This is a genomic window from Pseudomonas sp. 10(2024) (genome assembly GCF_045164175.1).
Lineage (GTDB): Bacteria > Pseudomonadota > Gammaproteobacteria > Pseudomonadales > Pseudomonadaceae > Aquipseudomonas > Aquipseudomonas alloputida.
The window spans coordinates 3,773,031-3,786,281 of sequence record NZ_CP174006.1 but is presented as its reverse complement, the minus strand read 5'-3'; the positions used below and the strand labels follow the sequence as shown (position 1 = coordinate 3,786,281).

Below are 13,251 nucleotides of genomic sequence, written 5' to 3'. Positions count from 1 at the left end.
AATTGTCAGAGCAGCAAATGCTGCATCCGATACAGGGGCGTCGCCAAGCGGTAAGGCAGCAGGTTTTGATCCTGCCATGCGTTGGTTCGAATCCAGCCGCCCCTGCCATTTTTCAAGATTCAAACGTATTCAACCCGGTGCCAGGAAAGATGAGCACTGGGTTTTCGCGTTTTTGTGATTTTGCGCGCATCCGCGCCTCCTGAGCGCGGGTCGTGCCGTACCGGGTTACCCGGAAATCCCCAGCATTTCGTTCAGCGCCCTGGCCAGTTCATCAGCCTGCACCGGCTTCTGGATCACCAGGCTGCCCGGCAGTTCCAGCCCCTGCAACTCCGCATAACCGGTAAGAAACACCACCGGCAGGCGGGGGTACCGTTCGCGGGCAGCCAGCGCCAGTTGTGCACCATTGAACTCGGGCATGGCGAAATCAGTCAGCAGCAGGTCAATGTCGTCATCCAGCAAGGCCAATGCCTGCTCGCCGCTGTGCGCCTGGCGCACCTGGTAGCCGTATTGGCGTAACACATCGCCTAGCATGTCGCGCACCAGGTGGTCGTCGTCCACCAGTAGCACCGTGCGGTTATGGCCGCTTTCGCTGATCGACTGACTGAGCACTGCTGGCACGGGTTCGTTCACCATCTCCTCTTTTACCGCCGGCAGGTATACCGCCACTTCGGTACCGCGACCGAGAGTGGTGTCGATGCGCACGCCGCCACCGGACTGCTTGGCGAAGCCGAACACCTGGGCCAGGCCCAGGCCCGAACCTTTGCCGATGTCCTTGGTGGTAAAGAAAGGCTCGAATACCTTGGCCAGCACCTCTTCGCTCATGCCGCAACCCGTATCGCGGATGCTTAGCATCACGTACTCGCCCGGGTCCGGGTCTTCCGGGCGTTGCGGGCGCTGGTCGATATGGGTGTTGCGCGTGGTCAGGGTCAGCTGGCCGCCGTCGGGCATGGCATCGCGGGCATTGATCGCCAGGTTGAGGATGATCATCTCGGTCTGGGTGGGGTCGGTCAGTGCCTGCCACAGGGCCGGGTCAAGGTCCAGACGCACCGAGACGTTGCCACCCAGCGTGCGGCGCAGCAGCTCCTCCAGGCCGGCCAGGGTACGGTTGAGGTTCAGCGGCACCGGCTCCAGACGCTGGCGGCGGGAGAAGGCCAGCAACTGCGAGGTCAGCTTGGCACCCCGCTCGCCCGCTTCGCGGATATGGGTTAGGCGAGTGCGGGCCTTGTCCAGGTCGGCCTTGGCCAGATCGCGCTCCAGAAAGCTGGCACCGGTGAGTATCACCGTGAGCAGGTTATTGAAGTCATGCGCCACGCCAGCCGTCAGTTGCCCGACCGCTTCCAGCCGCTGCATCTGCTGAAGAGCGGCCTCGATGCGCTCGCGCTCGTTTATCTGCTCGCGCAGCCGGGCGTTGGCGTCTGCCAGGCCCAGGGCGGCTTCGCGCTCACTGGTGATGTCGCGTGCCACCACGTACAGCAGGGTGTCCTCCGGCACCACCACCCACGACAGCCAGCGCTGTTGGCCGCCGGCATGCAGGATGCGGCCGACAAAGCGTGCGCTGGTGCGGCCGTGGGCGAGGGCGGCCAGTTCGGTGAGTAACTGTTCCTGGTCGTGCTCAGGCAGCAGGTGCAGCAAGGAGGACTGGCTCAGGCGTTCGCGTGAGAAGCCCAGGCTGGCTTCCCAGGCGGGGTTCAGTGCGACCGGGGTCAGGTCTTTGTTCAGCACGGCCAGCAAGTCTTGCGACAGCTCCCAGGCACGATCGCGTTCGCGGGTACGGCGTTCGACCCGCTCGCCAAGCATCTCGTTCAGCTGACGCAGCGCCTGGGTGGCCTGGCGTTGTGCGTGGATGTCCTGCAGTACGCCGGAGAAGCGAACGCACTGATCATCGACGAACTGGCTTTGGCCGCTGCTCAGCAACCAGCGAGGCTCCAGGCCATTGGGTTGCGCGATCCGAAACTCCACGCGGTAATGACCGTCACTTTCCGGGCGCATGGCATGTTCCACCGCCTCGCGCACCAGTGGCAGGTCGTCGGGGTAGATGCCGGCGTAGAACACTTCAAGGCTCATTTCGGTGCTGGTGGGCAGCCCGAACAAGGTCTTGCAGCGGTCATCCCACAGCAACAGGCCCTCTTGCGGGCGCAGGTCCCAGGTGCCCATGCCGGCGGCGTCGATGGCGATGCGAGCACGTGCTTCGACGTCCGCCAGGGCCTCTTCGGCGCGGCGACGGCGCTGGCGTTCCTGTACTTCGCTCAGGGCTCGGCGCACGGCTTTGGGCAGCAGTGGCAGGTTCTTCTTCAGCACATAGTCGGTCGCGCCCAGACGGATCATTTCCACCGCGTGCTCTTCGCCATAAATGCCGGACAGGAATATGAACGGGATGTCGGGTGCCAGGCGTTGGGCGATGGCCAGCACTTCTGTGCCGGACGAGCCTGGTAGCACGCAGTCACACAAGATCAGGTCGTAGCGGGCCTGGCGCAGGGCATGTTCGACACCCGCATGGTCGAACACCAGCTGTGACTGAACATGCAGCCCGCTGCGCTCCAGGCGCATCAGGGTCAGCTCGGCGTCCATCGAGCTGTCTTCGACCATCAGTATTTTCAACGGCGTTTGCTGCATCGTCGCGGCGGCCTCAGTTGCTACCGCGACGGTTCAGTCGCAGTGAGCCGGGTGGCGGTTCGTTTAGCACTGCCCAGAATACCCCGAGGTCGGAGATGGCGGTGACGAATTCCTTGAACTCCACGGGTTTGACCACATAAGCGTTTACCCCCAGCTCGTAGGCGCGCAGCAGGTCGGGCTCTTCGCGCGAAGAGGTCAGCATCACGGTGGGGATGCTGCGCAGTTCGGCAGTGGCGCGCACTTCCTTGAGCACTTCCAGGCCGTCGACCTTAGGCAGTTTCAGGTCGAGTAACAGCACGGCAGGGTTGCCGTCATCGCGCTCGGCGTAGGCGTTGCGGCGCAGCAAGTAGTCGAGGGCATCGGCGCCGTCACGCAGCACGATGACCTCGTTGGCCAACTGGCTGCGCTCCAGGGCCAGCAGGGTCAGCTCCAGGTCTCGGGGGTTGTCTTCGACCAGCAGAATGGGCTTGAGCATGATGGTAGCGATGCCTCAGGTAGCAGTGTTTCGGGGTAGGGTGAAGTGGAAGCTGGCGCCTTGGTCGACCTGGCCAGTGGCCCAGACTCGACCGTCATGGCGCTCGATGATGCGGCGTACGCTCGCCAGGCCAATGCCGGTGCCTTCGAAATCTTCCATGCGGTGCAGGCGCTGGAAGACGCCGAACAGCTTGTTGGCGTAGGCCATGTCGAAGCCCACGCCATTGTCGCGGATGCAGACCTCGGTTTCTTCAGGGTGCTGTACGGCACTGATGCCGATGCGAGCAGGATTGCGGCCGCGAGTGTACTTGATGGCATTGGCTATCAGGTTGTGCAAGGCCATGTTGATGAATGCCGGGTCGCCGATCACCTTGGGCAGTGGGGCGATGTCCCAAACGATTGCGCGGCCTTCGTAATCGGGGGCCAGCTCGCTGCGAATGGCCTCGACCAGGGCGTTGAGGTCGACGTCGGACAGGCGCAAGGCCGAGCGGCCCATCTGCGAGAAGTTGAGCAGGTTGTCGACCAGGCTGCCGGCAAAGTGCGCCGCTTCACCGATATGCTGGAGGAAGCGCTTGCCGCGTTCGCTCAGGCCCTGGCCTTCGATTTCGCCAAGCAGTTCGGTATAGCCGGCGATGTGCCGCAGCGGTGCGCGCAGGTCGTGGGAAACACTGTAGGAAAACGCTTCGAGCTCCTTGTTGGAACGGCGCAATTCGCCAGCCAGTTGTGCCAGCTCTTCCGCCTTGCGCAGGACAATGCCCAGCACAGCGCTGCGCAGCTCCATCACGCCCTCGATCACCAGTGGGTCCCACGCCTGACAATAGCCGCGCAGTTCTTCCTGCCAGCGTTCAAAACTGTGCCGTGGGTCGAGGTTGCCCTGTGGCCCGACCTGCTTGGTCGGCTGCCCGGCCCAGTTGACCGTGCGTATCTGCTCGGGGCGGAACCACAGCAGGTAGTGCGAGTGGATCTGCGAGATGGCCACTGCCAGCACCCCGCCAGCATGGTTTGCCAGCTCGGGCAGCTCAGTGATGTCGCGGCGCAGGTTGTCGCTATGGAACACGCTGTCTTCGTCACGTTGGCCTAGCCAGTGCACCAGCGCCGTAACCTGGGCCTCAGGCGGGGTGTGGCCGATCAGGTCACAGCGCTCGGCCGAGATCACTGCCGCGCCCTGGGCGTCGGCGAAGGCCAGCAGCACGTGGGGCAGGTCGCGCAAGCCGTCACTGACGCTGTCGTGGTCGGCCATGGACGAGATCATGCGTACGATGTGCTGGCGCAGCGCCAACAGCTTGCGCGTGCTGGCATGGGACTCGCGGGACTCTATCTGCAACGACAGCACGCTGGCCAACAGCTCGCAGGCCGTGCGGGTGCGCAGGTCCACCGGGCGTGGCTGCTGATGGTGGCAGGAAATCAGCCCCCACAGCTCGCCGTCGACCACGATCGACAGCGACATCGAGGCCAGCGTGCCCATGTTGCGCATGTACTGCAGGTGCACAGGTGACACGCTGCGCAGTACAGCGAAACTCATGTCCAGCGCCTTGCCGGTGCGCGGGTTGGTGGCGGGCAGCAGTGGCGAGGGCTGATAGTTGGCATCCTCGATCACGCGGATACGGTTGACCCGGTACAGCTCGCGCGCCTGGCGCGGGATGTCTGCAGCCGGGAAGCACAGGCCTGCGTAGCTGGGGTAGCCCGGGTCGGCCACCTCGGCCAGCACCTGGCCATTGCCTTCGGCATCGAACCGGTAGGCCTTGACCCGCCCAAAGCCGGTGATGCGCTTGAGCTGCAGCACCGCTTGTTGCAGCAGGTCTTCGATACTGCCGGCCAGTTGCAGACTGGCGACAAAGCTGCGCACCAACGGGTAGTAGTCGCCTTGCCCGACCAGGTCTGCTGGCAGGCGGGGCGGTTCGAACTCGGCAATCAGTACCTGATCGTGGCAATGGACCAGCATGTGCAGCAGGGCACTGATGGGTGCGCCCTGGCGCAAGCGCACGTCGCCAATGTGGAAGGGGAAGACTTCGTCTTCGGGAAGCCGTGTGAGGTGCGCGTGCAGGTCAAAGCCCTCGTGAACCAGGTCGGCGAAGTGGCAACCGATCAGTTCGCGGGCTGGCAAGCCCAACCAGTGCTCGACATTTTCACTGGCCTGCAGCACGCACAGGTCGGTGGCATCCAGCACCAGCAGAAAGCCGTGAGGCTGGATGCTGCCCGGAACCTGGATCGGTTCTTGGGCACAGCGCTCCATGGCGTCTGCCAGTGAGTTGTCTGCAGTCATGATTGAAAAAGCTCCTGTCATGTCCGTCCGTGTACGGCACAGGTGTCTGGCGCGGGACGAATACGATTCACCCTAACAGAATCCCGGCGAATTTACCGGCTCCTGGCCATTGGAGGCACGGGGTGGCCACGGGTTCTGTGCGGTACAGGCTTTTTTTGATGCCACGGTATCGCTTTGTCGCTAATACAAAAAAAATGGCTTTATGCCACATCGGCTGTGCCGCCTCACTGCTACGCTCAGTTCAAGACGTTTCGATAAGGATAACAAGGTGACGGAGCGCATGCTGGCCGCGCTGTTCGGCCTGTTGTTCAGCGGCACTACCGTGGCTGCGGATTTTCTCGTGGAGGTGCGGGTACTGGTGCAGCGTGGCTGCATGCTGGTCAACCAGACCCGCGATGCGGGAGCCCAGGCCCTGGGGCGGATTGACCTGGGTGCTACGGCGCGCCTGGATGGCCCTGGCGCGCCCTTGAGTGGTGTGCTGCTGAGCCAGCGTCCGCCGCGCCTGAAGTGCAACCCGGATACGCCCTATCAGGTACGCGTCGATGGTGGCCTGCATGGTGGCATCGGCGAACTGCGCTACCTGGCCAGCGACGATCGCCTGGCGCGGCCCATTCCTTACCGCTTGTACCGTGACGCTGCCTGGCGTGAGCCGCTGGCAGTGGGGGTAGCCCAATCGGCGCGTGTACCGGGCAGCGGTTCGGTTGAATTGCCGCTGTATGCACGTATCGACAAACTGGCCTGGGTGCCGGATGCAGGGGTTTATGCCGATCTGCTGAAAGTCACCGTCACCTGGTAAGGACGCCGTCATGCACAAGGACGCCATGCCATGAGCCGCACTTCGATCCTGTTGCTCACCCTCGGCCCGCTGCTGGTCCCCGGCGGTGCGGTGCATGGCAGCACCACCGGTTTCATCCAGGCGCGGCTGGTGATCAGCGCGTCTTGCCAGATCAGCAGCAACGAGACGCAACCGGCCGTGCTGGGTGACCCAGGCGTACTGGACTTTGGCGAGCGCGGTCCGAACTGGGACCAGCCGTTGCGCAGCCAGGTGGACGAAGTGGGCGGTCAGGGTAGCCTGCAGATCAGTTGCACGCCTGAGGTTCGGGCCTTCAACGTGCGTATCAATGGTGGCCTCAATGGCGACGATGGCATTCGCCGCCTGAGCAACGGCCGTGAGCTGATTCCTTATCAGCTGGCGGTCGACCCAGGCGGCAACAGCCGCTACGGCGTCGGCCAGGCACGGGCCTTTACTATCAGCAGCAGCCAGCAAGTACCGATTCCCATCTACGGTGTGGTCGTGGCGCAACCGCGTGCGCTGCCGGCCGGGCTTTACCGCGACACCCTCAGAGTGACCCTGGACTGGTAACCACGCAAGGAGACTCCGATGCGAACGAACCTTTCATTTTGCGTCCTCGCAGGCCTGGGCCTGGCGTTGGCTTCCCAGGCCCAGGCGGCCACGGTAACGGGAAGTATCAGCTCGACCCTGACGCTGACTGCGGCCTGCCAGGTCAATGGCACGTCGGGCACGTCGGGGCTTGACTTCGGTGCCCTGGACTTCGGTACCGAGGATGCCTTGTTCGTCACCGCCGATGCCCAGGTGCTGGGAGGCGGGGGAGGCGCCATGAGCATCCTGTGCTCTGCAGGTACGGTGCCTGTGATCAAAGTGAGTGCAGGCCTGCATGACGGCCAGTCGAGCGGTGGCACCCGTGCGCTCGCCGATGGTTCTGGCAACTTTGTGCCGTATGACCTCTATACCGACGCTGGGCGTACGGCGTTGCTGGCGGTCGACGACACCATCACCCTGCCGACCAGTACCGGCGCCGCTCAGACGGTCAACCTTTACGGCAAGGCCGTCGGCAAGGCAGGCCTGCCCGCAGGGGTCTACAGCGACACGATCTCGGTCGAGCTGTCGTTCTGACCCATGCGCGGCTGGCTGGCAGGAGGCCTGACTGGCGTCAGCATGTTGTTGGCCGCTCCGTTGGGGGCAGTAACCACCAGTACCTTCACGGTGACGGCGCAGGTTGTCGCCGGGTGCCTGGTGGTGGGGGGTGTCACCAGCTACGGCACGCTCGATTATGGCTCGCAGTCGGCGCTGTCCACGGGGCTGCTCAGCACATCGCTGGGTGGTTCTACCGTGACGTTCCAGTGCACGCCTGGCGTGGCCATGAGCATGAGCCTGGACGGCGGGCAGAACAGTGCCAGTGGCACACGCAACCTGAAGCGCACCAGTGGCACGCAAGTGCTGGCCTACCAGTTGTACCGGGACGCCGCCTATAGCCAGGCCTTGGGGATCGGTCAGAGCGTGGCGGTGAGCTATTCCGACCCGACGGCGATCAAGCTACCGGTGTACGGGCGGGTTCAGCTGACCGGCACGCAGCCGGCAGGGACCTACACCGATGTGGTGCAAGTGACGGTGACCTGGTAACGGCCAGCGCCACCCATGACAAGTGTCTAAGGAGAGCTGCATGCGGGCAGGCGCGAAGTGGACGCGTGGATTGACTGGATTATTGTCGCTGGCAAGCCTGCCGGCCTGGGCGGCCACTTCGGTGCTGATCTGGCCGATCGACCCGGTGCTGGAGGCCGACCAGAAGGCAGGTGCGTTGTGGCTGGAAAACCGTGGCACTGCGCCGGCAAACCTGCAGGTGCGGGTATTCGCCTGGCGCCAGGGTGATTACCAGGAGCAGTTCCAGGCGCAGCGCGAAATTATCGGCAGCCCACCGGTCGCCAACATTGCACCCGGGCAGAAGCAGCTGATCCGCCTCACCCGTACCGGCCCTTCACCCGCCGGCCAGGAGCAGGCCTACCGCATCATCATCGACGAGATTCCGCCCGCCATCCCGGTCGACAAGGCCGAGCCCGGCGCGACGGCGGCCATTCGATTGCAGATGCGCTATTCGGTGCCGCTGTTCGTCTATGGCGAAGGGCTGTGGGGCAAGGCCGACCCTGAAGGCAAACGCAATGCCGAGGGCGTGGGCAAGCCGCAGCTCAGTTGGCGCCCGGTGACGGTGCAGGGCAAGCCCTATATTGAACTGCGTAACACGGGCCCGGTACATGCGCGGTTGACCGATGTGGTCGTGCAGCAAGGCAGCCAGAGCAAGCCACTGGCTGAAGGCCTGCTGGGTTATGTGCTGCCGGGGGCAAGCATGCGCTGGCCGGCTCCCGTGGCATCCGGCAACGGCAGCGTGCTCATGGGCAGGGTCAACGGTCAGCGCTCGGCGGACGCCATCCGCCAAGGCCAATGAGCCAACGGCTGAATGAAGTGCAGGGGCCAGGGAGGACCCGGCAATGGTTGGAAACCGTGTGTGAAATGGCTCTCGGCGACGACGTGCCGCTGGTGCCTGGGGCTGGCCATGGTCAGCCCCGCGCTGGTACTGGCCGACGACTTGCCCCCACCGCCCACGGAGATGTCCGCCATCGCCGAGGCCACCCTTTACCTCGACCTGGTGGTGAACCAGATGCCCAGGGTTGACCTGATACCGGTGCAGCAGCGGGCCGGGCGGTTGTACCTGGACAGCGACGTATTGCGTGCAGCCGGCGTCTCGCTGCCGGGCAACCCCCAGGGGGAGGTGGCCCTGGACAGCATCGCGGGGCTGCACACCGACTACGACAGTCAGAACCAGCGCCTGCTGCTGCAGGTGCCGCCAGCCTGGTTGCCAGAACAGCAAGTGGGTGATCGCAACCTTTACCCGGCCAGCGATGCGCGCAGCAGTTTTGGCGCCTTGTTCAACTACGACCTGTACCTCAACGACACCGATGAAGGCGGTACCTACCTGGCCGCCTGGAACGAGCTGCGCCTGTTCGACAGCTGGGGTACCTTTTCCAGTACCGGGCAGTGGCGTCAGTCTTTCAATGGCGCACAGGCGGACGATACCCGCCGTGGCTTCATGCGTTACGACACCACCTGGCGCTTCACCGACGAGCAGCGCCTGCTGACCTACGAAGCCGGTGACTTCGTGACGGGCGCCTTGCCCTGGAGCAGTTCGGTGCGGGTGGGCGGAGTGCAGCTGTCACGCGACTTCGCGGCGCGTCCGGATCTTGTCACTTACCCGTTGCCTGCGTTCGCCGGCGAAGCGGCGGTGCCGACGTCGCTCGACCTGTTCATCAACGGTTTCAAGTCCAGTACCACCGAACTGCAGCCAGGCCCGTACACCCTGACCAACGTGCCGTTCATCAACGGTGCCGGGGAGGCGGTGGTGGTCACCACTGATGCTCTTGGCCGGCAGGTGTCGACCACCTTGCCGTTCTACGTCACCAGCAGCCTGCTGCAGAAGGGCCTGTCGGACTACTCGGTGGCCGCCGGCAGCCTGCGCCGTGATTACGGTGTACGCGATTTCAGCTATGGGCCGGGTATTGCCTCGGGCAGCCTGCGCTATGGGCTCAGTGACATCTTCACCCTGGAAACCCACGCCGAAACGGCGGAGTCGCTGATGCTGGGTGGGCTGGGCGGCAACATGCGCGTGGGCAACTTCGGCGTACTCAACGCTGCCTTGGCGCAAAGCCGGTTCGAGGGCGACAAGGGCCACCAGGTCGCCCTTGGCTACCAATACAACAGCCAGCGCATCGGCTTCGGTTACCAGCGCCTGCAACGCCATGGCGATTATGCCGACCTGAGCCGGGTGGGCTCCCCGGACATGCAACTGAGCAAAAGCAGCGAACAGGTCACCCTCAGTGTCAACCTGAACGCGTACGGCAGCATTGGCGCTGGCTACTTCGACGTGCGCGCCGGTGACGGTACGCGTACCCGGTTGATCAACCTGAGCTACAGCAAGCCGCTGTGGGGCAGCAGCAGTGTGTACCTGTCGGCCAACCGTGAAGTGGGTGACAGCCAGTGGGCGGTGCAGGCGCAGCTGGTGATCCCGTTCGACCTGCACGGCACCCTGGCGCTGAGCATGGAACGCAGCAATGAAGGCGAGACCCTGCAACGGGTCAACTACAGCCGTGCGGTGCCAGCCGGTGTCGGCGTCGGTTACAACCTGGGCTATGCCGCAGGCAGCGACCGTGATGCCTATCGCCAGGCCGACGTCACCTGGCGCCTGCAATCGGTGCAATTGCAGGCCGGTGTGTATGGCAGCAGCGGCGAGATGACCCGCTGGGCCGACGCCAGTGGTTCGCTGGTGTGGATGGATGCCGGCGTGTTCGCCGCCAACCGTATCGATGATGCCTTCGTGGTGGTCAGCACCGCAGGTTACGCCGATGTGCCGGTGCGTTATGAAAACCAGGAAATCGGCCGTACCGATGCCAAGGGGCACTTGCTGGTGCCTTACAGCAGCGGTTACTACCGGGGCAAGTACGAGATCGATCCGATGAACCTGCCACCGGATGTCCTCGCGCCGGACGTTGAGCAGCGTGTGGCGGTACGACGGGGCAGTGGCTACTTGCTGGAGTTCCCCCTCAAGCGCGTCATGGCGGCCAGTGTCGAATTGGTGGATGGCAATCAGCAGGTGCTCAAACTGGGTAGCCGTGTTACCCACGCAGAGAGTGGCACCCAGGCGGTGGTGGGGTGGGACGGGTTGGTGTATCTGGAGAACCTGTCGTCGCATAACCGCCTTCAGGTGGCGCTTGAAGGGGGTGGGCATTGCGAAGTGGCGTTCGACCTGCCCGAAGCGCAAGGCTCGGTCCCTTTGATTGGTCCGTTGGTGTGCCGATGAATGCCTGGCGGCGGGGCCTGGTGGCGAGCGTGCTGCTGTTGCCGAGCGGCACGGCCTTGGCGCTTTGCTCATCGGTGGCCACGTTGCCGGCAGCGTTTGGCAGCCTTAATTCAACGCAGGTTCGCAACACGGTACAGACGGCTTCCAGCCTCAACTCGGGGTTGCAGTGCACCGGTTCGCTACTGACCTTGCTCAGCAGCGGTGATCATTTCTACGCCACGATCACGCCCGCCTCGGGTGGGCTGGTCGGCCCGACAGGCGATGTCATTCCCTACACGCTGTATGCCGACAACACCACCCGCTACCCGATTACCCGGGGTGTGGCCTACGACTTCGCCCGCAACGGTATCCTCGACTTGCTGGGGCTGCTCGGCGGTACCACGCCCAAGGCGGTGCCGATCTACATGCGCACCCAAATTGGCAGCAATGTCGCGGCCGGGTTGTATCAAGAGGCCCTGACCGTGGCCTGGAGCTGGGATTATTGCTCGGGGATTGGCGCGTTGGGGATATGCCTTGGGCGCGACATCGGCTCGGGTAGCCAGCTCTTGAACGTGAGCCTGACGGTGACCAACGATTGCCAGATCACCACGCCTGACATCAGCTTCGCCAGTGCGCCGGTGGTGGCGGGGTTCGGCACGGTGAGCCAGGGCATAAACGTGTCATGCACCAAGGGCAGCAGCTACACGGTAGGGCTGGGTGACGGGCAGAACGTGTCCGGTGGGCGGCGGCGGATGAAGTCATCGGCCAACAACTACCTGGCCTATGACATTTTCAAAAGTGCCGGCACCGTGCGCTGGGGGGCGTCAGGGGCTGCCAGGCGTTCCAGTACGGATGCCGACATCAACCCCGGCGTGGGTACCGGCACGGGTAGCCAGGTGTTCAACTACAACGCCAAGGTCTATACCGATCAGGCGACACCGCCGGCTGCGACCTATACCGACAGTGTGATACTGGATGTGCAGTTCTGAACGGCGGTCAATACCCCCGAAGCAGCCGCCGCGTGTCGCGACGGGCTGCTCCTGCAGGGGCTGCGCAAGACGAGGTTCAGCGCAAATCGCCAACCATGCTTGCCAGGGTCTCCAGCACCGCCCCGGCCAGTGCCTTGGAGCGCGCCCCCGACCACCCGGTGACGGCATCGGGCGCGTCGTCATGGTCCTTGAACGGCATTTCCAGCGTCAGTGACAGGCAGTCATGGGCCATGCCCACCGCATTGCAGGCCAGCGTCGTATTCGCCTGTCCGGGTTCGTCACGGGTATAGCCATGCACTGTCTGGAAGTCGCGGGTCAGGCTGCACAAGGTGCTACGGAACTGCTCTTCGAGTTTGGCCAGCCGAGGGGTGTAACCCGGGTTGCCCTCGCATGCGGCCGTGAACACGTGGGGGATCTCTTCGTCACCGTGCACGTCGATGAAGGCATCCACACCGTACTGCTTCATCTGCGCTTGTGCAAAGAACACTTCCGGGCTGAATTCGACGCTGGCGTCCTGCCAGGCGCGGTTGAGGTCCTTGCCCTTGAAGTTGGTGCGCAGGTGGCCGAGGAAGGCGCCGTCGGGGTTCATGTTGGGGATCAGGTAAAGGTCGGCCTTGGCCAGCAATTGCTGGACCACCGTATCGTTGGCCTGCAGGCGGTCGATCACGCCTTCCATGAACCATTCGGCCATGTGCTCGCCCGGATGCTGCTGGGCAATCAGCCACAGCTTGCGCTTGCCTTCGGCACCGTCGCCTGCCCGCAGCAGGGGGATATCGCGGCCCTGGACACTGCGGCCGCTGGCCAGCAACTCGACCCCCGGGAGTTGGCAGGCACGTTCGATCAGCTGGTTGTGGCGGGCACGCGGGTAGGGCTCGAAGTAGGCGAACCAGATCTGGTCCTGTTCAGCCTTCACCTCGAACGATAGCGCCGTACCGTCGAACTGGCTTGGCACACGGAACCAGCGCTGCTGGTCGTAGCTGGCCACAGCGTTGTAGCCGCTCCACGCATTCTTGTACGAGGAGCCAGAAGCGTTGTCCAGGCTGAAGCGATGGACCTGCCCCGGTGTGAGCCCGCTGACCTTGAAGTGGAACCACTGGTAGTGGCCGCTGTGGGTGTCCGGGCGAATGGCCAGGTGTACCTGGGCCGGGTTGCTGGCATCCAGTACCTGTATGTTGCCGGAGTCGAAATCGCAGTCGATCTGCAGGGGGGACAGCGTCACGGTCATGTGCCGGGCTCCTTTGCGGGCATTGTTGTAGGGGTACTGTATACGGCTTGGCGGGGATGCTGT

General features: G+C 63.9%; 11 protein-coding genes and 1 tRNA gene. 8 read left to right on the top strand and 4 right to left on the bottom strand.

What is annotated here, in order from left to right; genetic code table 11:
- Nucleotides 1–33 precede the first annotated feature (33 nt).
- Nucleotides 34–108: transfer RNA gene (locus tag ACI7M0_RS17150), tRNA-Gln, on the top strand.
- A gap of 117 nt (nt 109–225) precedes the next feature.
- On the opposite strand, the gene ACI7M0_RS17145 is transcribed toward ACI7M0_RS17150, so the two are convergent.
- The 3 genes from ACI7M0_RS17145 to ACI7M0_RS17135 are packed head-to-tail and all read right to left on the bottom strand — an operon-like array spanning nt 226 to nt 5,350.
- Complete coding sequence (locus ACI7M0_RS17145) at nt 226–2,613, bottom strand: response regulator (RefSeq protein WP_129932135.1); 2,388 nt, start codon at nt 2,611–2,613, stop codon at nt 226–228.
- A gap of 13 nt (nt 2,614–2,626) precedes the next feature.
- The gene (locus tag ACI7M0_RS17140) at nt 2,627–3,088 is read right to left on the bottom strand and encodes a response regulator (protein WP_003250360.1); all 462 of its coding nucleotides are present in this window, start codon (nt 3,086–3,088) and stop codon (nt 2,627–2,629) included.
- 15 nt (nt 3,089–3,103) lie between these two features.
- Nucleotides 3,104–5,350 carry an ATP-binding protein gene (locus ACI7M0_RS17135; protein WP_129932136.1) on the bottom strand — a complete coding sequence of 749 codons (2,247 nt, stop codon included), beginning with the start codon at nt 5,348–5,350 and terminating at the stop codon, nt 3,104–3,106.
- 268 nt (nt 5,351–5,618) lie between these two features.
- Between ACI7M0_RS17135 and ACI7M0_RS17130 the strand changes: the two genes are divergently transcribed.
- From ACI7M0_RS17130 to ACI7M0_RS17100, 7 genes are all read left to right on the top strand, one after another.
- Nucleotides 5,619–6,146 (top strand): spore coat U domain-containing protein, encoded by a 528-nt coding sequence (locus ACI7M0_RS17130; RefSeq protein ID WP_129932137.1) that lies wholly within the window; start codon nt 5,619–5,621, stop codon nt 6,144–6,146.
- A 30-nt stretch (nt 6,147–6,176) separates the two neighbouring features.
- Nucleotides 6,177–6,713 (top strand): spore coat U domain-containing protein, encoded by a 537-nt coding sequence (locus ACI7M0_RS17125; RefSeq protein WP_010953317.1) that lies wholly within the window; start codon nt 6,177–6,179, stop codon nt 6,711–6,713.
- 18 nt (nt 6,714–6,731) lie between these two features.
- Nucleotides 6,732–7,265 (top strand): spore coat U domain-containing protein, encoded by a 534-nt coding sequence (locus tag ACI7M0_RS17120; RefSeq protein WP_121161865.1) that lies wholly within the window; start codon nt 6,732–6,734, stop codon nt 7,263–7,265.
- 3 nt (nt 7,266–7,268) lie between these two features.
- Entirely contained in the window at nt 7,269–7,772 is a 504-nt protein-coding gene (locus ACI7M0_RS17115) for a spore coat U domain-containing protein (protein ID WP_020192458.1), read from the top strand.
- Nucleotides 7,773–7,812: 40 nt separating this feature from the next.
- The gene (locus tag ACI7M0_RS17110; protein ID WP_104962123.1) at nt 7,813–8,589 is read left to right on the top strand and encodes a molecular chaperone; all 777 of its coding nucleotides are present in this window, start codon (nt 7,813–7,815) and stop codon (nt 8,587–8,589) included.
- Between the two features lie 108 nt (nt 8,590–8,697).
- Nucleotides 8,698–10,995 (top strand): fimbria/pilus outer membrane usher protein, encoded by a 2,298-nt coding sequence (locus tag ACI7M0_RS17105; protein WP_129932142.1) that lies wholly within the window; start codon nt 8,698–8,700, stop codon nt 10,993–10,995.
- On the top strand, nt 10,992–11,963 hold the full coding sequence (locus ACI7M0_RS17100) for a spore coat U domain-containing protein (RefSeq protein ID WP_104962122.1): 972 nt from the start codon (nt 10,992–10,994) through the stop codon (nt 11,961–11,963). The genes ACI7M0_RS17105 and ACI7M0_RS17100 overlap by 4 nt, the downstream gene beginning before the upstream one ends.
- Before the next feature lie 76 nt (nt 11,964–12,039).
- Here the strand turns inward: ACI7M0_RS17100 and ACI7M0_RS17095 are convergent, their stop codons facing one another.
- Complete coding sequence (locus ACI7M0_RS17095) at nt 12,040–13,188, bottom strand: M14-type cytosolic carboxypeptidase (protein WP_020192454.1); 1,149 nt, start codon at nt 13,186–13,188, stop codon at nt 12,040–12,042.
- Between the last annotated feature and the right edge of the window lie 63 nt (nt 13,189–13,251).